This window comes from Allorhizobium sonneratiae (assembly GCF_023700755.1).
Lineage (GTDB): Bacteria > Pseudomonadota > Alphaproteobacteria > Rhizobiales > Rhizobiaceae > Allorhizobium > Allorhizobium sonneratiae.
The window spans coordinates 1-22,522 of record NZ_JAMKOJ010000004.1; the positions used below are offsets into that span (position 1 = coordinate 1).

Below are 22,522 nucleotides of genomic sequence, written 5' to 3' on the forward strand. Positions count from 1 at the left end.
TGTTGCAGCCCTTTTCGGTCAGATAACCGGATATCGCCGCAACAACGCCGCGTGTCGATTTGCACGTCACTGTCAACACATAGCTCGTCATCGTCCTGTCCCTCGGCCGCTTTTGGCCACACTGTCGCAAATGCACCGACAGGCAAGCCTGCGGTGCATGGTTTGATGCCATCATGAATTTCCCGGAAGCTCAGATATCGAGCGTGCTATCGCGCTCCCACTGGGTGAAATGCGAACAATAGGCGTTCCATTCCTGCTGCTTAAGCTTCAGATAAGCGGATGAAAACTCCGCTCCCAAAGCCGCCTGCAATGCGCTGTCAGCCTCATAGGCGCGCAGCGCATCGAGAAGGTTCAGCGGCAGTTTCGGTGCGTCTTTCACCAGATGGCCTTCGCGGTACATATCGATATCGTGATGGGGACCCGGATCGGCATGGCTCTTCATGCCGGACAAGCCCGCGGCGATGATGATTGCCTGAAGCAGATAGGGATTGACCGCACCATCCGGCAGGCGCAGCTCGAAGCGGCCCGGCCCCGGCACGCGCACCATATGGGTGCGGTTATTGCCCGTCCAGGTCACGGTGTTCGGGGCCCATGTCGCGCCGGATACCGTGCGCGGGGCATTGATGCGCTTGTAGGAATTGACCGTCGGATTGGTGACGGCGGCAAGCGCTGAGGCATGTTTCATGATGCCGCCGAGGAAGGTCTTGCCCTTTGCCGACAGACCGAAGGGCATTTCCTTGTCGGCAAAGGCATTGGTCTTTCCCTCGCTATCCCAGACGGAAATATGGGCATGGCAGCCATTGCCCGTCAGCCCCTTGAAGGGTTTGGGCATGAAGGTGGCGCGAAGCCCATGCTTTTCCGCCACGGATTTGACCATGAACTTGAAGAAGGAATGCTTGTCAGCCGTCTTCAGGGCATCGTCATATTCCCAGTTCATCTCGAACTGACCGTTCGCATCCTCATGGTCGTTCTGATAGGGCTTCCAGCCCAGTTCCAGCATGTAATCGCAGATCTCGGCGATCACGTCATAGCGGCGCATCAGCGCCTGCTGGTCATAGCAGGGCTTTTCCGCCGTATCGAATTCATCCGAAATTGTGCTGCCATCGGCGGAGATCAGAAAGAATTCCGGCTCCACACCCGTCTTCACACGAAGCCCCATGGCGGCGGCGTCCTCGACCAGTTTTTTCAGCACCACGCGCGGCGCCTGCTCCACCGGCTTGTCGTCCATCACGCAATCGGCAGCGACCCAGGCCACATCCTTTTTCCACGGCAGCTGAATAACGGAAGAGGCATCCGGCACGGCGAAAAGATCGGGATGGGCAGGTGTCAGGTCCAGCCAGGTGGCAAAACCGGCAAAGCCCGCGCCGTCCTTCTGCATGTCGGCAATGGCCTCTTTCGGTACCAGCTTGGCGCGCTGCGCACCGAAGAGGTCGGTATAGCTGATCATGAAATATTTGATGCCGCGCTCGGCGGCGAATGCTGCAAGATCCTGTGTCACGTCGTTCCCCTGATTTTCTGGATTTGGACACATGTTAGATGAAAAATGTCCGCGCCCTTGGGAGGCATGCGCGGACACCGAAATTCAGAAACCTCCCTTGCCGGGATACCAGCTGGTGCCGGCCAGCGGCACCTGCGCCATGGCAGCGGCTTCCATTGTCAGCGCGCAAAGATCTTCCGGCTCCAGATTGTGCAGCCGGTTATGACCGCAGGCACGCGCAATGGTCTGGGCCTCAAGCGTCATCACCTTGAGATAATTGGCAAGGCGGCGACCGGCGAGAACGGGATCGAGACGCGCGGCCAGTTCCGGGTCCTGCGTGGTGATGCCCGCCGGATCCTTGCCCTCGTGCCAGTCGTCATAGGCACCGGCGGTGGAGCCGAGTTTGCGGTATTCCTCTTCCCATTTCGGGTCATTGTCGCCGATGGCGACCAGCGCCGCCGTGCCGATGGAGACGGCGTCTGCACCCAATGCCAAGGCTTTTGCCACATCGGCCCCGGAGCGAATGCCGCCGGAGACGATCAGTTGCACCTTGCGATGCATTCCGAGATCCTGCAGCGCCTGCACGGCAGGGCGAATACAGGCGAGTGTCGGCATGCCGACATGTTCGATAAACACATCCTGCGTTGCCGCCGTGCCGCCCTGCATGCCATCCAGCACCACGACATCGGCTCCGGCCTTCACCGCAAGCGCCGTATCATAATAAGGCCGCGCACCGCCGACCTTCACATAGATCGGCTTTTCCCAATCGGTGATTTCGCGCAGTTCGAGGATCTTGATTTCCAGATCGTCCGGCCCGGTCCAGTCCGGGTGGCGGCAGGCCGAACGCTGGTCGATGCCCTTCGGCAGATTGCGCATATGGGCCACGCGGTCGGAAATTTTCTGGCCGAGCAACATACCGCCGCCGCCGGGTTTTGCCCCCTGGCCCACCACCACTTCAATGGCGTCGGCGCGGCGCAGATCCTTCGGGTTCATGCCATAGCGCGAGGGCAGATATTGATAGACAAGTGTCTGCGAATGGCCGCGTTCCTCATCCGTCATGCCGCCGTCGCCGGTGGTGGTCGAGGTGCCGGACAGCGTCGCGCCACGACCCAACGCCTCCTTGGCATTGCCCGACAGCGCGCCGAAACTCATGCCGGCAATGGTGATCGGGATTTTCAGCTTGATCGGCTTTTTGGCAAAGCGGGTGCCGAGCACCACCGAGGTGTCACATGTCTCGCGATAGCCTTCCAGCGGATAACGGGAGATCGAGGCCCCGAGAAACAGGAGATCGTCGAAATGCGGCACCTTGCGCTTTGTGCCGCCACCGCGGATATCGTAAATGCCGGTGGCAGCCGCACGGCGGATTTCAGCCAGTGTATAATCATCGAAGGTCGCGGATTTGCGCGGCGGCGTGTTCGGGTTCTGATAGCTCATCTCTCGCTCCGCTCAATAGGCTTCGGCATTGTCGATGTTGAAATTGTAAAGCTTGCGGGCAGAGCCATAGCGCTTGAACTCTTCCGGCTTCACGCCGGTCACGCCCGCCTTTTCCAGAAGCTCGGCCAGCTTTTCCAGATGTTCGGGCCGCATCTCTTTTTCAATGCAGTCGGCGCCAAGGCTTTTCACCGTGCCGCGCACGAAGAGTTTCGCCTCATAAAGACTGTCGCCCAGCGCCTCACCGGCATCGCCCAGCACGATCAGATGGCCGGACTGGCCCATAAAGGCCGACATATGGCCGATGGAGCCGTGAACGACGATATCGATCCCCTTCATCGAGATGCCACAGCGGGACGCCGCATTGCCCTTGATGACGAGAAGCCCGCCGCGCCCGGTTGCACCGGCATATTGTGAGGCGTCGCCTTCGATCACGACCGTACCGGACATCATGTTTTCCGCAACGCCGGGCCCGGCTGAACCGTGGACAGTGACCGTGCCGCCGTCATTCATGCCCGCACAGTAATAGCCAACGGAGCCCTTGACCTCGACGGTAACGGGGCTGTCAATGCCGACGGCGACCGAATGCGCACCGCGCGGATTGACCACTTCGAAAGCCGTATCATTGGCACCGGCGCCAAGATTGTGCAGCGCGCTGTTCAGCTCCCGCAGCGGGGTATGAGAAAGATCGAACACAGGCATTATAAATCCCTCAAGGTAGAGACTGTTCAAGACTTGCCGATGGCGAGGCGAAAATGGTGATTGCGGGAACCGGAGCGGAGCCTACTCACGTATGTGAGCCTAGGTGCGCGCAGAAATTGCCATTTGCAGACCGCCAGCGATGATGATCGAACAGTCTCTCAGGCTGCTTTTTCGTGGTCCCAGAAATAAACTGTGGCCGGTTCCGGCTCCCAGACGCGGGCGTTCTCGATGCCCGGCAGGTTGACCAGCGCCCGGTATTCCGAGCCGAAGGCGACATACTGATCCGTCTCGGCCATCACCGCGGGCTTGCAGGCAATCGGGTCGCGCAGCACGCCAAAGCCGGTGCGGGTGCCGACAACGAAGGTGAAGAAGCCATCGAGATCGGAAAGCGCGCCGGTCAGCGCCTCGCCCAGATCCTTGCCCTTTTCCATCTCGGCGGTGAGATAGGCCGCAGCCACTTCAGAGTCATTCTGCGTCTCGAAGGTCATGCCCTGACGAATCAGTTCCCGGCGCAGATTGTTGTGGTTGGACAGCGAACCATTATGCACCAGGCATTGATCCGAGCCGGTGGAAAAGGGATGGGCGCCCAGCGTCGTCACAGCACTTTCGGTGGCCATGCGGGTATGGCCGATGCCATGGGTGCCGCCCATGGCGCGCACGCCGAAACGGGCGACGACATCCTTCGGCAGACCGATTTCCTTGAAGATTTCAACGCTTTCACCTGCACCCATCACACGGATGGAAGGCCGAAGGGTGCCGAGCGCCTCACGTAGCTCCACCACCTGTTCCGCGGCAACCTCGATCACCGCATGGGTGCTTTTCACCGTGACGGAAGCAGTGAAACCGGCCTTAGCCAGCGCCTCTTCAAGCCCGGAAAAATCCACATCGGGTGCCGCAGACTGCACCGTGACCTTGCCCTTGCCGGAAGCGGCTCCGCCATAAATGGCAATGCCGGCTGAATCCGGTCCTCGGTCGGTCATGATGATCAGCATGTCGGACAAGAGCGTGCCGAGCTGAGGTTCGAGGCTTTTATCTTTCAGGAACAATCCAACAATGCCGCACATGGCCGCCCTCTCCTGTTTTCACAAGCGGCCACGCAAAAGAGGAACCGGCTTTCGCGTCAGGCCGCATGATATTCATGCATGACCAAGAGCTAGCACCCGACACGTCTGAAATCAATCCGTAAGAATAATTTTTTCTTTTAAGGCAATTCTCTTGGGCCGACAGGCCATGGAAGGGTCTATGAATTTCGCTCCCTCCTGCGAACATGGCGAAAGAGATGACCTGCTGTGAACCTGTGTGTCGCGCTCAAACCAGGCAGACAGTCAATGTGTTTGTGTATTCTGGTCCTGGTGAGAAAACCGGTTTGCGCTTGTCTCAGACAAAACCCATGCAAGCCCCTCACTCCAAAAGCTTTACCGGCTTTTGCCACTGGATCAGCACCACGCAGCCCTCTTCGGACTGGACGGAATGCACCGTGCCTTCGGGATTGGTCACCAGTGTTCCGGCGGTATAGAGGCCGTTTTCATCGCTTTGCGAGCCTTCCAGCACCAGAATGGTTTCCAACCCCGGATGATAGTGCTTCGGCACTTCAGCGCCGGGCCTGTAGCGCAGGAGCGCCAGTTCCGGCTCGCCCCGCACAAGCCGGCAGATATCGACACCGTCGCGAAAATGTTCAAAGGCCAGATCACGCCAGCCGCCGCTTAAAAATCCATTCAATGTCACTGTTTCAGTCATGAAGCGCCTCCAGAATAAGAGATGTGGCGGCGGCCCAGCCAACAATCGCACCCTGAGCGGTGATCATGTCGATGGTGGCCTTTTTAAATTCAGGGAAATAGCTTTCCGTGGCATCCTCGGCGAGGAGACAGTCAAAGCCACGGTCATTGGCCTCGCGCATCGTCGTCTGCACGCAAACTTCCGTGGTCACACCGGCAAACACCAGTTGCGATATGGCTTTTTCGGCCAGAATGTTACCTAGCGGCGTGGCGTAGAAAGCGCCCTTGCCCGGCTTGTCGAGGATGATTTCTCCGTCGATGGGGGCAAGTTCCGGCACGATGCCAGCCCCTTTTTCCCCGGAGACCAGAATGCGGCCCATCGGCCCCGCATCGCCAATCCTCAGTGTCGGATTGCCGCGATTGCGCTTGGCTGGCGGGCAATCGGAGAGATCGGGCCGGTGACATTCGCGGGTGTGGATGACGGGAAGACCGGCGCGGCGAAAACCGTCGAGCAGCCGCGCCACGGTTGGAATGATCGCCTGCAACCGGCTGGCATCATTGCCCAGCGTTTCGCCAAAGCCGCCCGGCTCGACGAAATCTCGCTGCATGTCGATGATGATCAGCGCGGTTTTGTCCGGCTCAAGCTGAAAATCGAAGGGTCTAGCGGCAATCTTTCCCATCAGTGATGCCCTGCCATATAGCTGCCGATGACGGCGGTGTCTGCCTTGGCGGCGGCGGTTTCATACACCAGCCTGCCTTCCGACATGACGATGATCCGGTCGGAGAGTTCGAGAATTTCGTCGAGATCCTCGCTGATCAGCAGCACGGCCGCACCGGCATTGCGCGCCGCCATGATGCGGGCGCGAATTTCGGCGACGGCGGAAAAATCCAGACCGAAACAGGGATTGGCAATCAGCAGCAGATCGACCTTGCCCGACAGCTCGCGCGAGAGCGCCGCACGCTGGACATTGCCGCCGGAAAGCCCGGCAATCGGGGCAAAAAGCGAGGCCGTCTTGACCTTGAAGTCACGCACACGCTGTGCCGCCTCGCGCAGCATCCGGCGCTTGTCGAGAAAAATCTGCCGCCTGCCGTCATGCATGTCGAAATCGCGGAAAAACATGTTTTCCGCCACCGACATGGTCGGCGCGCAAGCGTTTTTCAGCGGCTCTTCCGGCAGATAGCGCACATTGAGCGCCCGCTGCTCGGCCCGCCCTGCCCGGTAAGGCCGGTTCTTGACCCGGATATCACCCTCGACGATCCGCCGCTCGCCTGCCAGAATCTGCATCAGCTCCACCTGACCATTGCCGGAAATCCCGGCAATGCCAAGAATTTCACCGGACTTCACCGCAAGATCGTCGATGACGATGCGCTTCAGGCCGGAGCGGTCGGGCGCGCTCACACCGGTCATCTGCAACACTTTTTCGCCCTGCATCTTCTGCCGTGTTGCCGGGCGCAGCAATTCCTTGTCGCCGATCATCATCGCTGCCATATCGGCGGTGGAAAGATCGCTTACCTTGCCGCCACCGGCATAATCTCCGCGCCGCAGCACCGAGACCTCATCGGCAAAGGCCGTCACCTCGCGGAATTTATGCGAGATCATCAGACAGGTGAGCGCACCTGATTGCGTCATGGCGCGGATCATGCCGAGCAGTTCATCGGCTTCGGCAGGCGTGAGCACCGAGGTCGGCTCATCGAGGATCAGGAAACGGCGACCGAGATAGAGCTGTTTCAACAGTTCCAGCTTCTGCTTTTCCCCCGCAGACAGCCGTCCGACAGGCCGGTCAAGCGGCACGGAAAACGGCATCTCGGCCATGAAGGCGGCAAGCCTTTCGCGCTCGCGCTTCCAGTCGATGCGCTGGCTGGTGTCGGCGCGGCTGATCACGAGATTTTCCGCCGCCGTCAACGAGGGCACCAGCGTGAAATGCTGATAGACCATGCCAAGGCCAAGATCATGGGCGGCGCGCGGATCGGCAACCTCCACCTCGCGCCCCTCCAGCATCAACTGCCCGGCTGTTGGCCGGTAAAAGCCCATGATGCATTTGACCAGCGTCGATTTTCCGGCGCCATTTTCGCCAAGCAGCGCATGAAACGACCCGGCCGCCACCTTGATCGACACAGTGTTCAATGCAGTAAAGCCGCCAAAACGCATGGTCATGCCGAGCGTTTCCAGCGCAAGCCCCCTTTCCGGCACCTGGTAATGCCTGTCGACAACATGGTTCATGCAGGCCCCTCCATCAGTGCCGCAATCAGGGTCTTGCTGTCCGAGACCGCGCCGAAGACGCCGCCCTGCATTTTTACCATGCGGATTGCCGCATCGTGATTGCCCCTGTCGGTCGCGCCGCAGCAGTCTTCGAGCAGCAGGCATTCAAAGCCGCGATCATTGGCCTCGCGCATGGTGGTATGCACGCAGACATCGGTGGTGATGCCGGTCAGGATCAGATTGTCGATGCCGCGTGTGCGTAAGATGAGTTCGAGATCGGTGGCGTAAAACGAGCCTTTTCCGGGCTTATCGATCACCGGCTCACTGGCAAGCGGCTTCAACGCATCGATGATCTCCCAGCCCGGTTCGCCGCGTACCAGAATGCGCCCGCAGGGGCCGGGATCGCCGATGCCCGCGCCGATCTGGCGCGAGCGCCAGCGCTTGTTGTCCGGAAGATCGGCAAGGTCTGGTCGATGCCCCTCGCGGGTATGGATGATGTGATAGCCCCCGGCGCGCATGGCGGCGAGCACGCGACGGATCGGCTCGATCGGCGCCTGGGTGAGCGACAGGTCATAACCCATCTTGTCGACATAGCCGCCTTCACCGCAGAAATCGATCTGCATGTCGATGATGATCAGCGCGGTATTGTCCGGCCTCAAAGCGCCATTATAGGGCCAGCGATAGGGATCGGCCTCAAGTGTCGTCGTTGCAGGCTGCGTCATAACGGGCGTCGTCATAGCGGGTCTCCAGATCGGGAAAAGCTCATTTGGTGATCGACAGCTCACCGGGCGCATCTTCGAGCGCACGGCTTTTCGAGCTGTTGGCAATCAACAGGCCAAGGGTCAGCACATAAGGCGCGGCATAGAAGAGATAATAGCCCTTGGAGATGCCGATGGATTGCAGCGCCGGTCCCAGCGCGCCTGCCGCGCCGAACAAAAGAGAGGCATAGACGCAATGAACCGGATTCCAGCGGGCGAAGATCACCAGCGCCACCGCCATCAGCCCCTGGCCGGAGGAAATGTTTTCATTCCAGCTGCCGGGATAATAGAGCGAAAGATAGGCCCCGCCGATGCCCGCCATCGCGCCGCCCGCAGCCGTGGCCCATAGGCGCACGCGGTCAACCCGGATGCCGAGCGCGCGCGCGGCATCGGCGCTGTCGCCGACCACGCGGATGGTCAGGCCGATGCGGGTGTTTTTCAGCATCCAGCCGGAAAAAAGCGCCAGCACGATGCCAAGGATGAACAGCACATTGATCTCCAGCGCGGCCCGCACTTCGGGGCTCTTTGCCCAAAAGCCGAGCGAAATCGCCGGCAGATGCGGCGCGACCGGCTGAATGAAGGGCTTGCCGAAAAAGAAGGCGAGCCCTGTGCCAAACAGCATCAGCGCAATGCCGATGGCAATATCGTTCACCTTAGGCAATGCACAGACGAAGCCGTGAAACAGCCCGAAGACGAGCCCGGCCAAAGCCGCCGCCAGCACGCCGAGCCAGGCCGACTGGGCAAGATAGGCCACCGCATAACCGCTCATGGCGCCGAAAACGAGAATGCCTTCCAGCCCGAGATTGATCCGTCCCGACCGTTCCGTCAGGCTTTCGCCCACACTGACGAAGATGAAAGGGGTCGAAACCCGGATCGCACCCGCAAGAAGGGCAAGCGGCACACCCCAGAAACCGATGGCGTCGCTCATGATCTGATCCTTTTGATGAGCGTGAGCAGGCTGAGCCTTTCGCGCAGGGTCTCCGACAGCAGAATGAGAATGAACATCATGCCTTCAAACACGAGCATCGTCGCATCCGGCATATCGAGGCGGCGCTGGATCAACCCGCTGGAAGCCTCGAAACCGGCCAGAAGAACGGCGCAGGGTATGATAGCGAGACTGTTGTGACGCGCCAGAAAGGCAATCAGAATGCCGGTATAGCCATAGCCCGCCGCCAGCGAGGCATTGGCCGATCCCTGTACGGCCGCCACCTCGAACATGCCGGCAAGACCGGCGCACAGACCACCCAAAGCGCAAAAGCCGATGGTCAGAAGACCGGTCGGCAGGCCCTGCATGGTGGCCGCCCGGGCATTGCCGCCGACAATGCGCGCAGCAAAGCCAAAAGTGGTGCGCTCAACAAGAATAGAGCAGACAATGCAAGCAACCAGTCCGGCCGCCAGCCCCCAATGCACGCCAATCTCGGGGATCAGCCCGACATGCCAGGAAGACGGCAGCGGCGCGGTGGACGGTTTGTTGAGACTTGCCGGATCGCGCAGCGGCCCCTCGACCAGATGATGCATCAGGGCAATGGCGATATAGGACATCAACAGGCTGGAAATGGTCTCATTGACGCCACGCAGATGACGAAGCGCGCCGATGGCACCGATCCAGACAGCCCCGGTCAGACCCGCCACAAGCGCCATGAGGGCAATGCCAAGCCCGCCCGGCAGGCCGGGTGCCAGCATGCCAAGCGCCCCGGCGGCGACGCCACCCAGCACGATGGCGCCCTCGCCGCCGATGATCACCAGCCCGAGACGGGCGGGCAACGCCACGCAGAGTGAGGCCAGAAGCAGTGGCGCGGCGCGCGACAGCGTGTTGGTCCAGGAAAAGGCCGTGCCGAAACCCGCCTTGTAGACCAGGGCAAAAAATTCAGCCGGTGGCTTGCCGAGCGCCAGAAGAAACAGCGAAAAACATCCCATGCCAACGGCAAGCGCCAAAAGGGGCAGCAGAACAGCATCGATATGGCGCAGCGCCCGCTCGCCGGGGATGGCGCTCACGCGCGGCCTTTCGGCGGCTGCAAGGCTTAGATCCGTGCTCATCGCCATCCTCTTCTTTTGCAACATTTCGTGTCTCGATCCAAACGAAGGCGTCAGTACACGATAGACCTCTGGAGATGTGCAGGCTGTCGCGTAAAATCTGATTGCCGTTTTACGTGACAGGCCCTGCGTCAGGATGTCGAGCCGATCACGCCTTCGACGAGATAGTTCATGCTTTCCAGCTTGACGTCGGTTTCGGCATAGGCCTCGCCTGCTGCGGCAATGACATTGCCCTTGTTATCCTTGAGCGGCCCCTTGATCACGGCAAAGCCGCCCTTCATGATCTCGGCCAGCGTCGCCTCGAACTGTTTGCGCGCTGCCGCATCGACGGCCGGGCCAAGCGGGCTCATCTTGACGAAGCCTTCCTTCAGGCCGCCACGGACGAAATTGGGGATGGTTTCGCCCTTCAGCGTCGCATGAACCATGCCGAGATAGACCTTGGACCAGTTCCATTCCGCTCCGGTCAGATATTTCTCCGGCGCAAGCGGGCTCTGATCGACGTGATAGCCGCACAGATACATGCCGCGCCCTGCCCCGGTCTGCATCACGACCTTGGGACTGTCCACATGGCAGGTGATGACATCGATGCCCTGATCGGCCAGCGCGTTGACCGCTTCCGCCTCCTTGACCGCCAGCGACCATTCGCCGGTAAAGATCACCTGGCAGGTGATCGAAGGATCGACGGCGCGCGCGCCGAGCAGGAAGGCATTGATATTGAGCAGCACCTGCGGAATGGGCTTTGCGGCCACGAAGCCCAGTTTCTTCGATTTGGTTTTATGCCCGGCAACGATGCCGTTCAGATACTGACCCGTGCCGATATAGCCGAAATAGGAGCCGACATTCATCGGGTCTTTCGGCGTCCACAAACCGCCGCAATGCTCAAAACGGATCTTGGGATATTTCGGCGCAACGGTGAGGATATGGGGATCGAAATAACCGAAAGAGGTGGGAAACAGCAGGGTGGCGCCATCGAAATTGATCATGCTTTCCATGGTCTTCTGCACGTCCACCGTCTCGGGCACGCGCTCTTCCTCGACCACGGTCACGCCCGGGATTTTTTTGACGGCAGCCGCCCCTTCGGCATGGGACTGGTTATAGCCGTAATCGTCCTTCGATCCGACATAGATGAAGCCGACGGTCAGGTCTGCCGCGCGCGCCCTGTCAAAGGGCAAAAGGCTTGAGGCCGTGGCCAGCCCGGCAAGGCCCGCCGCCTGTGTCAAAAACCCGCGGCGGCTTTGAAATCCTGTTTTGATCATTGGTCGTTCCCCATGTTTTCGGATGCTGTTTTATCCTTTGACATGAGTTATGCAGAGTCTTGTGCCATTGTCTTGTGCTATGTTTTCGTCAGGCCGCTGCAAAATCTGCATCACAACCGGGGATCATGCGATGCGACACCTCACAACATTGCGCTATATCGATGCCGTGGTCAAAGCCGGCTCCATTCGAGGCGCTGCCGAAACGCTGGCAATCACCTCCACCGCGCTCAACCGGCGCATTCTGGCGCTGGAGGAGGATCTCGGCGTGCCGATCTTCGAGCGGCTGGCCCATGGCGTGCGGCTGTCGGCGGCGGGGGAAATTCTGATCCACCATATCCGCAACCAGCTTTCGGATATGGAGCGGGTCAAATCGCAGATCGCCGATCTCTCCGGCGTGCGCCGCGGTCATGTGGCGATTGCCTGCAGCCAGGCGCTGCTGTCCACCTTCCTGCCAAGGCAGATCGCGCTTTACCGCAAGGATCATCCGCATGTCACCTTCGCCGTCAATCTGCGCGACCGGCAGGCGGCTGAACAGGCGCTTATCGATCACAGCGCCGATCTCGCCATCGTTTTCGAGCCGGTGCGCCTTGCCGATGTCATGACGCTGATCCGGGTGCGCCAGCCGGTTCATGCCGTCATGGGCAAGGGTCATCCGCTGGCGGCAAAAGAAAGCCTGCGGCTTGGAGAATGCCTGTCCTACCCGGTCACCGTGCCGACCTCGCCCTTCGGTGTCCGGCATCTGCTGGATATCGCCGTGCAGTCGGCTTCGCTCCGGCTTGATCCGGTGGTGCAGTCGGACAGTTTCGAGTTTCTGCGCAACCATGCCGTGGCCGAAAACATCATCTCCTTCCAGATCCCCATCGGCCTTGGCGATACCACGATGATGGGCGATCTCGTCTCCAGACCGCTCGACCGGCGCGATGTCCCGGCGGGCGTTCTCTATATGGGCCAGCTCAAGGGCCGCACCCTGCCGGTTGCCGCCGCCCGCTTCGCCGCCCAGCTGTCCGCCGTTCTGGCGCAGGAATTCGAGATGTGCTGACGATATCCCTCAAGCATCGGTCGTAGCGTGGGAACCGGATTTCGGCCGATGCTTTAGTGTTGCCGGGATATCCTGAAAAACTGCTGAGCCGAACACGTTTTCCTGTTCGGCGTGATGACGTGCCAAAGCGGTTCACAAAAAAGCATTTCAGGCCAAATGGCAGGGTAATCATTCTTTTCCAGCGGGCTTTTTCAGCCTGGTTCTGCTGTTTTTGCCTCGAATTATGAAATGGACGGCAGTCACATTTCGCTATTAGTCTATAAAAACGATAGACAAATAGGAGAGCCCGATGTCTCATCTCGATTTTCTTGGCCTGTCCGGCAGCACCAGCCTGCCCTCCCGCACACGCAGTCTTGTCGAAGAGGCCGTTTCCCGTGCCGTTGCCCTTTATGGCGGACGCTCCAAAGTGGTTGATCTCTCCCAGTTCGGACCGGGCTTTGCCGCAGCACGCACGGTGGCCGATCTCTCCGGTGGCGCAAGAGATATTGTCGAACAGATGACACAGGCAAAGGCGCTGATTATCGCCGCGCCGGTCTATAAAGGCAGCTATCCGGGCCTCTTCAAACATCTTTTCGATCTGCTGGAGCCGGAAGCCCTGCGGGAAAAGCCGGTGCTTCTGGCCGCAACCGGCGGCGGTGAAAAGCATGCGCTTATGATCGAGCAGCATCTGCGGCCGCTGTTTTCCTTTTTCGAGGCGCAAAGCCTGGCGACGGCGATCTATGTCAGCGAGCGCGACATGTGCGATGGCGAGATCATAACCGAGGCCGTGCATGACCGGCTCGATCGGGCCGTTCGCCAATTTTCTCCCTTCTTCAAACAGGTGCAGCACGATGTGGTGGTTGCCGCCGATTTTCGCCGGCGACGCGAGGCTTTGAGCCTTTCCGTCAGCAGCCTCTGACACCTCTTCCGATAATAGGAGTGAAAGCTATGACACGACAGATCAAACTCGGCGCGTTCCTCCCCGGTGGCGGCCAGCATATTGCCTCATGGCGTCATCCCGACCAGCCGGAAGACGGCGCCACCAATTTCGATTTCTATCGGCAACTCGCCCAGACGGCGGAACGCGGATTGTTCGACGCCTATTTTCTCGCCGACGGCCTTGCCTCTGCAAGTGGTGGCACTTCGGAAGGCGGCAGCGCCAAGATCGCCAGTTTCGAGCCGGTAACGCTGTTTTCCGCGCTGGCCCCCCTCACCCGCCACATCGGCTTTATCGCCACGGCCTCCACCACCTATGAGGAGCCGTTCAACCTTGCCCGCAAATTTGCCAGTCTCGATCTGATTTCCGGCGGCCGTGCCGGCTGGAATGTGGTGACCACCGCCACGGAGGCTGCGGCGCGCAACTTCAATCTCGACCGGCAGCATCCCCATGCCTTCCGTTACGAGCGTGCCCGCGAACATGTCGCGGTGGTGCGCAAACTCTGGGAAAGCTTCGAGGATGACGTCTTTATCCGCGACAAAAAAAGCGGCGTATTCTACGACCCGGACAAGCTGCACAAGACAAACCATAAGGGCACCCATTTCAAGGTCGAAGGTCCGCTGAATGTGCCGCGTTCACCCCAGGGCCATCCGGTGATCGTTCAGGCCGGCCAGTCCGAAGACGGGCGCGATCTGGCTGCGGCGACGGCGGAAGTGATCTTCACCGCCCAGCAGAGCCTTGAAACGGCGCAGGTCTTTTACCGTGACATCAAAAGCCGGGCGGCGGCTTTGGGGCGCAATCCGCAGCATGTGCTGATCATGCCCGGCATTTCCCCCTTTGTTGGACGAACTGACGCCGAAGCGCGGGAAAAATACGAGCGTCTCACCAGCCTTATTCTGGAAGAGGACGGGCTGGCGCTGATCAACGGCTTGACCGGCGGCACGCTCGATCTCAAAGGCTATGATCTCGACGGCCCCTTGCCGCCGCTGCCGCCGACCGAGGGCATGCAGAGCCGACAGGCGCTGATCCGCAAGATTGCCGATGATAACGGCTTCACCATCCGTCAGCTTTACCAGTGGGTTGCCTCCGCCCGCGGCCATTTCACCGTGATCGGCTCTGCCGAAACCGTTGCCGATACCTTGCAGGAATGGTTCGAGACCGAGGCCGCCGATGGCTTTAACATTCTGCCGCCATGGCTGCCCACGGCGCTGGAGGATTTCGTCGATCTCGTCATTCCCGAATTGCAGCGCCGCGGCCTGTTCCGCACCGCCTATGAGGGCAAAACCCTGCGTGAAAATCTCGGCCTGCCCTATCCGCACAACCGTCACAGGCTTGGCCAGCACAAGCCCGGCCAAAACGAACTGGGCGAGCTTTCGGTTCAGGCGGCGGAATAACCCGCAGAAAAAGGAGATTGCCATGGCTTTCGACAGCGGTAGTACACGCGCATTCCAATCCCTTGGCGCCCGGACGCCAATTTTGAGGATGACCGTCCGGCCTGCGCTGCCTTTTTGGCTGCGAAACATCCTCTCCCGCTATGGGCCGCTTCTGGCTTTGGCAGCGCTCTGGCAGCTTGCCACCAGCGCAGGCTGGGTCAACACGGCGGTACTGCCGCCGCTCGACAGGATTTTTCAGGCGCTGGCAGACGGGTTCATCTCCGGTCCGCTATGGCGCGATACCGCCATCAGCCTGCAAAGGGCGGGGCTTGCCTTTGCCGCCGCCGTCGGTCTTGGCATTCCGCTGGGGCTTTTCATGGGGCAGGTGCCGGTCATCGAGCGGCTGCTCGATCCCATCCTGCAATTTTTCCGCCAGACCTCGGCGCTGGCGCTCTATCCGGTGTTCATCCTGCTGCTCGGGTTGGGTGAAACCTCCAAGGTTTTCGTCATTTTCTGGGCGTCACTGTTTCCCATTCTGCTTGCCACCATTGGCGGTGTGAAAGGGGTGGATCGCAAGCTCATCGAGATGGCCCGCGTTTATGGCGCGGATCGGATAGCGATTTTCCGTCACGTCGCCCTGCCGGGAGCGCTGCCGCAGATTTTCGTCGGTCTCAAGCTCAGCGCCACCACGGCTCTTCTCTTGCTCATTGCCGCTGAAATGATCGGCGCCAATAGCGGTCTCGGTTTCGAGGTGATGAATGCCCAGTATAATTTCCAGATCCCGCTGATGTTCGGCGCAATTCTGCTGCTGGCCGGGCTGGGTCTTGTCAGCAATCTCCTGCTCGACATGCTGCAAAACCGCCTGTGCCGCTGGGCTGGCCCTATGCGCTGACCCCTCGCTCCTCAAAAACTTTCTCAAGCATTCAGGATCATGCCCATGTTGATCGACCGTCGCCGTTTCAACCATCTTGCAGCCTTGGCAGCCAGCCTGTTTTTCACAGCCTCTTTCGGACCCGCTCTGGCCGAGGATAAACCGGAGGTGACGCTGCGCTATCTCGCAGAACCCGGCTCCATATCCGGCTATGAAATTGCCGAAAAGCTCGGCTATTTCAAAGGGACCGGCATAAAATTTCAAAGAGTTGGCTATGCAAATGGTGGCCCTGCATCGCTCTTTGCTCTTGCGTCAGGCTCTGTCGATATCGGCAGTGCTGCCACATCCGCCGTGATCAATGCGATTGCCAATGGCAATGATTTTGTTGCCGTCTTTCCCTCCAATGGCATCGACAAGACGACCGAGAGCAATTTTTATGTGCTGAACGACAGCCCGATCCACACGATCAAGGATCTTGCCGGCAAGACGATTGCCGTCAACACGCTGGGCGCCCATCTCGATTACACCATTCGCGAGGCCTTCCATTCCGTCGGCCTTCCGGAAAATTCCGCCCGGCTGGTGGTGGTGCCCGGCCCGCAGCTTGAACAGGTGCTGCGCTCGAAACAGGTTGATGTGACGGCCTTCGGCTACTGGCAGAAAACCTTCGAAGGGGCGGCGCTGAAAGGCGGCGGATTGCGCAAGGTTTTTGGCGATACCGATGTGCTGGGCGACATTGCAGGCGGTTTCATCGTGCTGCGCCGGGACTGGATCGTCAAACATCCCGTAGCGGCCCGCGATTTTGTCGAACAGTCCGAACGTGCTTTCGACTATAGCCGCACCCATCTGCCGGAAACCCGGCAACTGATTGCCGATATCCTGAAAGAGCGCGGCGAAAATCCGCAGATCGCGCAGTATTTCACCGGCTTCGGCCTGCCGCCCGGCGCAAAGCCAACGCCGCGCGATCTCTCCTTCTGGATCGATATTTTCGTGCGCGAAGGCAAGCTGAAACCGGATCAGCTCAAGGTCGACACCATTCTCTATTCCCCTGACCACTTTACCGGAAATTGAGGTGATGATCATGCAAAACCTGACACAATCCCCGGTGCTGATGGCGGCAAAGGCGCGCGGCGCGGTCGCCATCCACGCCCTGTCGAAACGCTTTCGGATGAACGGTCGCGCATTGACCGTGCTCAACAATCTCGACATGCAGATCCGCCCCGGCGAGAGCATCGCCATTGTCGGGGCCAGCGGCTCGGGAAAGACGACGCTGCTGCGGGTGCTGGCTGGTTTGGAAGAACCCGATGCGGGCCGCGTGCTGATTGATGGAGCGCCCGTTCATGGTGTGGGAACCGAGCGGGCGGTGATCTTTCAGGAGCCGCGCCTCCTGCCCTGGCGCAGCGTCATCGACAATATCGCCTTTCCGCTTGTCATTGCCGGTGAGACCAGACAGGCGGCGGTGCATCGTGCCCGCCACTATCTCCATCTGGTCGGCCTTGCCGATTTTGCCGAGGCCTTTCCCGCTCAACTGTCCGGCGGCATGGCGCAACGGGTCGGCATTGCCCGGGCGCTGGCTTTGAAACCGGAAATCCTGCTGCTCGACGAACCTTTCGGAGCGCTCGACGCCATGACCCGCATTGTCATGCAGGAGGAACTGGCCCGCATCTGGCAGGAGGAAAAGCTGACGATGATCCTCGTGACCCATGATCTGGAAGAGGCCGTCTATCTGGCCGACCGGGTGCTGATCCTGCCCCGGGAAAAGAACAGTCCGCTCCGGGAGATCCACATCGATCTGCCGCGCCCGCGCAATCGCAGCGCAACCGGCTTTGTCGCCCTGCGTGAGGCGCTCATGGCCGAATTTGGCCTGCATTGACGGCGCCTCTCAAGGCAGATGCCATCAGACCGGGTTCAGCTGCTGCCCGTCGCTTTCGCCTTCCATCAGCGTCATCGGCCAAAGGCACTGGCGCGGTGCGTCAGGATAATCATCCCGAAAAGCGGGCATCGCGGCCAGCAGGCTCTCGGCCATGGAGACGCCCAGTTCGCGCAGCGCCGGGCGAAAACAGGTGAGACGCGGCAGCAGAAATTCCGCAAGCGGGCTGTATTGACCGATCACCGCCACGTCGCGCCCGGCACGAAGCCCCGCCTCTTCAAGACCGCGATAAAAACCAATCACCGTTGCCTCATTGAGCAGAACAATGGCGCTTGGGCGGTTCTTCGCTTGCAGGAAGCTCTGGGCCAGCGCATAGCCGCCTGCCTCATTCGGATGGGAGCGGAAAACATGCTCCTCCTCCAGGATCAGGCCATGGCGGGCCAGCACTTTGCGGCAACTGTCCTCGAAAATATAGCCAAGATTGATCTCGCCATGCGGACGGCTGATGGCGATGCGGCGATGGCCTTTTTCGACAAGCCGGGTCATGGCGGTCTCGGCCATGCCTTCAAAATCCAGATCGTACCAGAGCGGCCCGGTGTCACTCTGGCTGCGGCCAAGGCTGATGAAGGGCAGGCGCGCTCTTTCCAGCGTGGCAAAACGGCCATCGCGGGCGCGGGTGGCCGACAGGATTACCCCATCGGCAAAACCGCGCGCCACCATGCGCCGCAGATAGGCATCGGGATCTTCTTCAGAAGACGAGAGCATGGCGACGAGATCGAGCTTGTGGCGGGCAAGCACCGTCTGCACGCCATCGAAAACGCTCATGAAAAAACTGTCGCCATGGCCGGTAATGTCATGGCCGGTCTGCATCATGAAGCCGATAATGCCGGTCGAGCCCTTGCGCAGCGCCCGCCCCGCCTGATTGGCGACATAGCCCAGCGCTTCGGCTGCCGCCAGCACACGACGGCGCGTCTCCTCGTTCACATCCGGCTTGCCGTTCAGGGCGCGTGACACCGTGCCGATCGATATATCGAGATGCTGCGCAAGCTGGCGTATGCCCTTCATAATGGTCCAGACCCCTTCTTCCTGCCTTATCGTTTACAGCATCGGAGCGAAAACCGGGAGCCGGTTCTCGGAAAAATCCGATGCGCAAACAAAAACTTAGAGAGCCAATCTCGAAAAATACAATCGAAAAGCGCTCCAGAGCCTATCGCACAACAATGCATAGCGTTTTGCAATCACCCTATGCGTCAAGACATGGCGTCGGCGCGCTGATCTCATTTTGCAAAATCGGCACCCTTTGGAATGGCCCTTGACAGGGCAAGCCCTCCGCAACTATTATCGTAAACGTTTACGGAGGATGACGAAAGGGGAGTTTCGTCGCATCCGTGAGGAGGTTTCCAGTGACATATACGGCGGTTTTATGCGGGTGCGGAGCTATGGCCAGAGGTTGGCTCAAGGCACTGAATGAGGACCCGGACCTGAAACGGGATATACGCATCGCCGGTCTGGTCGATCTCGATCCCGGCGCTGCCGCAGCATTGGCCGATGAATTTGGCCTGCAGGATGCAGCGCTTGGAACCGATCTTGCCGCCATGCTCACAAAAACCCGGCCCGATATCCTCTTCGATGTGGTGGTGCCTGCCGCCCGCGCCAGCGTGGTGGAAACGGCCTTCGCCCATGGCTGCCATGTGCTGAGCGAAAAACCGCTGGCCGTCAGTCTCGATGAGGCCCGGCATCTGGTGCAAAGGGCAAAAGCGACAAAGCGACTTCATGCCGTGGTGCAGAACCGGCGTTTCATTGCCGGTACAAGGCGGTTGCGCCGGGCGGTGGAAGACGGGCTGATCGGCGAACTGACCGCTATCCATTGCGATTTTTTCATCGGGCCGCATTTCGGCGGTTTTCGCGAGACGATGCAGCATGTGCTGCTTCTGGATATGGCCATCCATACGCTGGATGCCGCCCGTTTCGTTTCTGATCGCAAGGCTTTGTCCGTCTATTGCGTCGAAACCAATCCGGCCGGATCCTGGTATGCCGATGGGGCCAGCGCCAACGCCATCTTTGCGCTTACGGGTGATGTGGTGCTGACCTATCGCGGCTCCTGGTGCGCGAAGGGCCGCCGCACCAGTTGGGAAAGCGCCTGGCGGCTGGTGGGCTCCCAAGGCATGATCACCTGGGACGGTGAGGACACATTCGAGGTGACTGTGGAAGGGACGGAAGAGGGGCTACTGCCCGGTTTTACGTCTCTCGATATGCCGCCCGCAGCTGACGAGAATGAGACGCTGGGCCATCGCAGCGTGCTTAGGGATTTCGTCAAGGCGCTTCAGGACGGCCATGAGCCGGAAACCGTCAGCCATGACAATATCGACAGCCTTGCCATGGTCTTTGCCGCCATTGAAAGCGCCCGCAGCGGCTTGCCCGTCGCGATAAAACCCGGCAACCCGGATAATGAGGGAGAATTGCGCCCATGACCACGCCGCTTCATTCCATTCGCATCGGCACGATGATCAGCGCCACTTCCGGCAAAGCGGCAGAGCGCATCGGCCAGCTTTCCGATATGGGCTTTGAAAGTTTTCAGCCGTTTTTCTGGCAGACCACCCATGGACAGGATCTCGCCGAACTGGGCAAGCGCTGCCGCGACGCCATCGGTGAGCGTGACATCACCATTCCGACGCTCGGCATGTTCGGCAATCCGCTGGAGGAACAGGCGCTCGACCTTGAGACCCTGCAGGGCTGGAAGGACTGTATCGACAATGCCCATCATTTCGGCGCAACCTGCGTGACCGGCTTCACCGGTCGGTTGCGTGGCAGGCCGCTGCCGGACAGCCTGCCGCGCTACCGGGAGATCTGGAGCGAGCTTGCCCGCCGCGCCGCCGACAAGGGGGTGAAAATCGCCTTTGAAAATTGCGCCATGGACGGCAACTGGCAGAGCGGCGACTGGAACATCGCCCATAATCCCGATGCCTGGGAGTTGATTTTCAACGAGACCCCGGAGGATCACATCGGGCTGGAATGGGAGCCCTGCCATCAGATGGTCTATCTGATCGACCCCCTGCCGCAGATCCGCAAATGGGCGCATAAATTCTTCCATATCCATGGCAAGGATGCCACCATTCGCTGGGATGTGATCCGCGAACACGGGATTTTCGGCAAGCATCCCTTCGTATTCATGCGTACGCCGGGCTTTGGCGACACCAGCTGGACGGATGTGATCTCCGAATTGCGGCTGGCCGGCTGGTCCGGCTCCATCGACATCGAGGGCTGGCACGATCCGGTCTATCGGGACGCGCTGGAAATGACCGGGCAGGTGCATGCCCTCACCTATCTGAAGCAATGCCGCGGCGGCAGTTTCGTCGCCGATCCGGTCTGACGTCACGCATCCGATCATTCCCGGTCAGGAGGAGGCCGGGCCATAAATCAATGGGAGGAGGAAAGCATGTCCATTCGCAGCCTTCTGCTGGCCGGGGCGCTTGCGCTTGCCAGCCTGTCTGCGGCCCAGGCCGAGGAGATCACCCTTCGCATCTGGAGCCTCGACAAACCGGAACAGCCCGCCTGGAACCTGGCGCGGGAATTCGAGAAGAAAGAGCCGAACATCAAGGTGGAATACCGGCTCATTCCGTTTGAAGACGTGGTCAGTGAGGCCATGCGCGCCTATGCCACCGGTCAGGCCCCGGATATCATCACCATCGACAACCCCGATCACGCGCTGTTTGCCTCGCGCGGGGCCTTTCTCGATCTGACCGACAGGATCGCCAAATCCAAGGTGATCAAAAAGGAAAATTACTTTCCCGGCCCGCTTGCCTCCGTCACCTGGAAGGGCAGGCTTTACGGTGTGCCGAAGGCCACCAACACCATCGCCCTTTATTATAATGCCGATATGTTCCGGGCCAAAGGACTTGATCCGGACAAGCCGCCACAGACCTGGGACGCGCTTCTCGCTGACGCCCGCAAGCTGACCGATCCGGCCAAAAATATCTATGGGCTGGCCTTTTGCGCCAAGGCCAGCGAGGAAGGTACCTTCCAGTTTCTGCCATGGGTGCAGATGGCAGGCGGCAGCTACCGGCACATCAACACCGATGGCGGCGTCAAGGCCCTGACCTTCTGGAAAACCCTTCTCGATGAAAAGCTCGCCTCGCCGGACACGCTGACGCGCGGCCAATGGGATTCCACCGGCACCTTCAATTCCGGCAATGCCGCCATGGCGATTTCCGGCCCCTGGGAACTGAACCGCATGAGCCAGGAAGCCAAATTCGACTGGCGCGTCGCGCTTCTGCCCGTGCCGCATCCGGGTGACGAACGTTCCTCGGCCATGGGCGATTTCAACTGGGCGATCTTCTCAACCACCAAACATCCCGATGAGGCGTTCAAGGCGCTCGAATATTTTGCCTCGCAGGATGACAAGATGTTTGCCAAATACGGCCAGCTTCCGGCCCGTTCCGACATCACCCTGCCGCCGACCGGCAATGCGTACAAGGATGCGGCGCTGAAAGTCTTTCAGGAACAGTTGAAATACGCCAAGCCGCGTGGTCCCGATCCGCAATGGGCGAAAATTTCCAAGGCGATCCAGGATGCCATTCAGGCCGCGCTGACCGGCCAGATGACGCCCAAGGCAGCGCTGGATGTCGCACAGCAGAAGATCGACGCCGTTCCTTGAGCCTTGCTTTTGGCGGAACCCCTCATCGTAAGTTCTCGCCAAAAGACCATAACAGCGCCATGCGCCAGATATGACGCACAAAACGCGCTGTCACACGTTTCATCTGCTGCATCATTTCACCTTAAATCCTACCCGATTTCAGGAATGATGCAGGAGCAACTTCAACTCCCCTGCCCTTTGCTCCGGTTCCTCCCGGGCGCGGTCGCCTCGCTGGTTTGAGGTGGCCGCG

General features: G+C 60.0%; 21 protein-coding genes and 1 pseudogene. 9 read left to right on the top strand and 13 right to left on the bottom strand.

The window, feature by feature from the left end; genetic code table 11:
• From purU to NAC44_RS08270, 12 genes and pseudogenes are all read right to left on the bottom strand, one after another.
• Positions 1 to 91, bottom strand: a pseudogene (gene purU, locus NAC44_RS08215) (formyltetrahydrofolate deformylase); the annotation flags it as partial.
• Positions 92 to 190: 99 nt separating this feature from the next.
• Positions 191 to 1,498, bottom strand: coding sequence for a type III glutamate--ammonia ligase (glnT, locus tag NAC44_RS08220; protein WP_250939930.1), 1,308 nt, complete (start codon positions 1,496 to 1,498; stop codon positions 191 to 193).
• 84 nt (positions 1,499 to 1,582) lie between these two features.
• On the bottom strand, positions 1,583 to 2,911 hold the full coding sequence (locus tag NAC44_RS08225) for an FMN-binding glutamate synthase family protein (protein ID WP_250939931.1): 1,329 nt from the start codon (positions 2,909 to 2,911) through the stop codon (positions 1,583 to 1,585).
• Positions 2,912 to 2,923: 12 nt separating this feature from the next.
• A complete protein-coding gene (locus tag NAC44_RS08230) occupies positions 2,924 to 3,610 on the bottom strand; it encodes a GXGXG domain-containing protein (protein WP_250939932.1) in 687 nt (228 codons plus the stop codon).
• Between the two features lie 158 nt (positions 3,611 to 3,768).
• Positions 3,769 to 4,674: a class II glutamine amidotransferase gene (locus NAC44_RS08235; protein ID WP_250939933.1), complete on the bottom strand. Its 906-nt coding sequence runs from the start codon at positions 4,672 to 4,674 to the stop codon at positions 3,769 to 3,771.
• Between the two features lie 337 nt (positions 4,675 to 5,011).
• Positions 5,012 to 5,347 carry a cupin domain-containing protein gene (locus tag NAC44_RS08240; protein WP_250939934.1) on the bottom strand — a complete coding sequence of 112 codons (336 nt, stop codon included), beginning with the start codon at positions 5,345 to 5,347 and terminating at the stop codon, positions 5,012 to 5,014.
• Positions 5,340 to 6,005 carry a cysteine hydrolase family protein gene (locus NAC44_RS08245; RefSeq protein ID WP_250939935.1) on the bottom strand — a complete coding sequence of 222 codons (666 nt, stop codon included), beginning with the start codon at positions 6,003 to 6,005 and terminating at the stop codon, positions 5,340 to 5,342. Before NAC44_RS08245 ends, NAC44_RS08240 begins: the two co-directional genes overlap by 8 nt.
• Entirely contained in the window at positions 6,005 to 7,546 is a 1,542-nt protein-coding gene (locus NAC44_RS08250) for an ABC transporter ATP-binding protein (protein WP_250939936.1), read from the bottom strand. The genes NAC44_RS08245 and NAC44_RS08250 overlap by 1 nt, the downstream gene beginning before the upstream one ends.
• A complete protein-coding gene (gene biuH / locus NAC44_RS08255) occupies positions 7,543 to 8,247 on the bottom strand; it encodes a biuret amidohydrolase (protein ID WP_250940515.1) in 705 nt (234 codons plus the stop codon). The genes NAC44_RS08250 and biuH overlap by 4 nt, the downstream gene beginning before the upstream one ends.
• Positions 8,248 to 8,287: 40 nt before the next feature.
• Positions 8,288 to 9,211 carry an ABC transporter permease gene (locus tag NAC44_RS08260; protein WP_250939937.1) on the bottom strand — a complete coding sequence of 308 codons (924 nt, stop codon included), beginning with the start codon at positions 9,209 to 9,211 and terminating at the stop codon, positions 8,288 to 8,290.
• Positions 9,208 to 10,320, bottom strand: a complete 1,113-nt coding sequence (locus NAC44_RS08265; protein WP_250939938.1) for an ABC transporter permease — start codon at positions 10,318 to 10,320, stop codon at positions 9,208 to 9,210. Before NAC44_RS08265 ends, NAC44_RS08260 begins: the two co-directional genes overlap by 4 nt.
• Positions 10,321 to 10,448: 128 nt before the next feature.
• Positions 10,449 to 11,573 carry a BMP family ABC transporter substrate-binding protein gene (locus tag NAC44_RS08270; protein ID WP_250939939.1) on the bottom strand — a complete coding sequence of 375 codons (1,125 nt, stop codon included), beginning with the start codon at positions 11,571 to 11,573 and terminating at the stop codon, positions 10,449 to 10,451.
• Positions 11,574 to 11,703: 130 nt separating this feature from the next.
• On the opposite strand from NAC44_RS08270, the gene NAC44_RS08275 reads away from it, so the two are divergent.
• The 6 genes from NAC44_RS08275 to NAC44_RS08300 all read left to right on the top strand — a co-directional run bounded on the left by NAC44_RS08275 (position 11,704) and on the right by NAC44_RS08300 (position 17,642).
• Entirely contained in the window at positions 11,704 to 12,612 is a 909-nt protein-coding gene (locus NAC44_RS08275) for a LysR family transcriptional regulator (RefSeq protein WP_250939940.1), read from the top strand.
• Between the two features lie 289 nt (positions 12,613 to 12,901).
• On the top strand, positions 12,902 to 13,510 hold the full coding sequence (locus NAC44_RS08280) for an NAD(P)H-dependent oxidoreductase (RefSeq protein WP_250939941.1): 609 nt from the start codon (positions 12,902 to 12,904) through the stop codon (positions 13,508 to 13,510).
• Between the two features lie 29 nt (positions 13,511 to 13,539).
• The gene (locus NAC44_RS08285; RefSeq protein WP_250939942.1) at positions 13,540 to 14,922 is read left to right on the top strand and encodes an LLM class flavin-dependent oxidoreductase; all 1,383 of its coding nucleotides are present in this window, start codon (positions 13,540 to 13,542) and stop codon (positions 14,920 to 14,922) included.
• Between the two features lie 88 nt (positions 14,923 to 15,010).
• Complete coding sequence (locus tag NAC44_RS08290; RefSeq protein WP_250940517.1) at positions 15,011 to 15,793, top strand: ABC transporter permease; 783 nt, start codon at positions 15,011 to 15,013, stop codon at positions 15,791 to 15,793.
• Positions 15,794 to 15,838: 45 nt separating this feature from the next.
• Positions 15,839 to 16,840 carry an ABC transporter substrate-binding protein gene (locus NAC44_RS08295; protein WP_250939943.1) on the top strand — a complete coding sequence of 334 codons (1,002 nt, stop codon included), beginning with the start codon at positions 15,839 to 15,841 and terminating at the stop codon, positions 16,838 to 16,840.
• 10 nt (positions 16,841 to 16,850) lie between these two features.
• Complete coding sequence (locus NAC44_RS08300; RefSeq protein WP_420839913.1) at positions 16,851 to 17,642, top strand: ABC transporter ATP-binding protein; 792 nt, start codon at positions 16,851 to 16,853, stop codon at positions 17,640 to 17,642.
• Between the two features lie 24 nt (positions 17,643 to 17,666).
• Here the strand turns inward: NAC44_RS08300 and NAC44_RS08305 are convergent, their stop codons facing one another.
• Positions 17,667 to 18,704: a LacI family DNA-binding transcriptional regulator gene (locus NAC44_RS08305; protein ID WP_250939944.1), complete on the bottom strand. Its 1,038-nt coding sequence runs from the start codon at positions 18,702 to 18,704 to the stop codon at positions 17,667 to 17,669.
• A gap of 338 nt (positions 18,705 to 19,042) precedes the next feature.
• Here NAC44_RS08305 and NAC44_RS08310 point away from each other — a divergent pair, with 338 nt between their 5' ends.
• The 3 genes from NAC44_RS08310 (at position 19,043) to NAC44_RS08320 (ending at position 22,293) form a co-directional block, all read left to right on the top strand.
• On the top strand, positions 19,043 to 20,110 hold the full coding sequence (locus NAC44_RS08310) for a Gfo/Idh/MocA family protein (RefSeq protein ID WP_250939945.1): 1,068 nt from the start codon (positions 19,043 to 19,045) through the stop codon (positions 20,108 to 20,110).
• Positions 20,107 to 21,009: a sugar phosphate isomerase/epimerase family protein gene (locus NAC44_RS08315; RefSeq protein ID WP_250939946.1), complete on the top strand. Its 903-nt coding sequence runs from the start codon at positions 20,107 to 20,109 to the stop codon at positions 21,007 to 21,009. The genes NAC44_RS08310 and NAC44_RS08315 overlap by 4 nt, the downstream gene beginning before the upstream one ends.
• Positions 21,010 to 21,075: 66 nt before the next feature.
• A complete protein-coding gene (locus tag NAC44_RS08320; protein ID WP_250939947.1) occupies positions 21,076 to 22,293 on the top strand; it encodes an ABC transporter substrate-binding protein in 1,218 nt (405 codons plus the stop codon).
• Positions 22,294 to 22,522 lie beyond the last annotated feature (229 nt).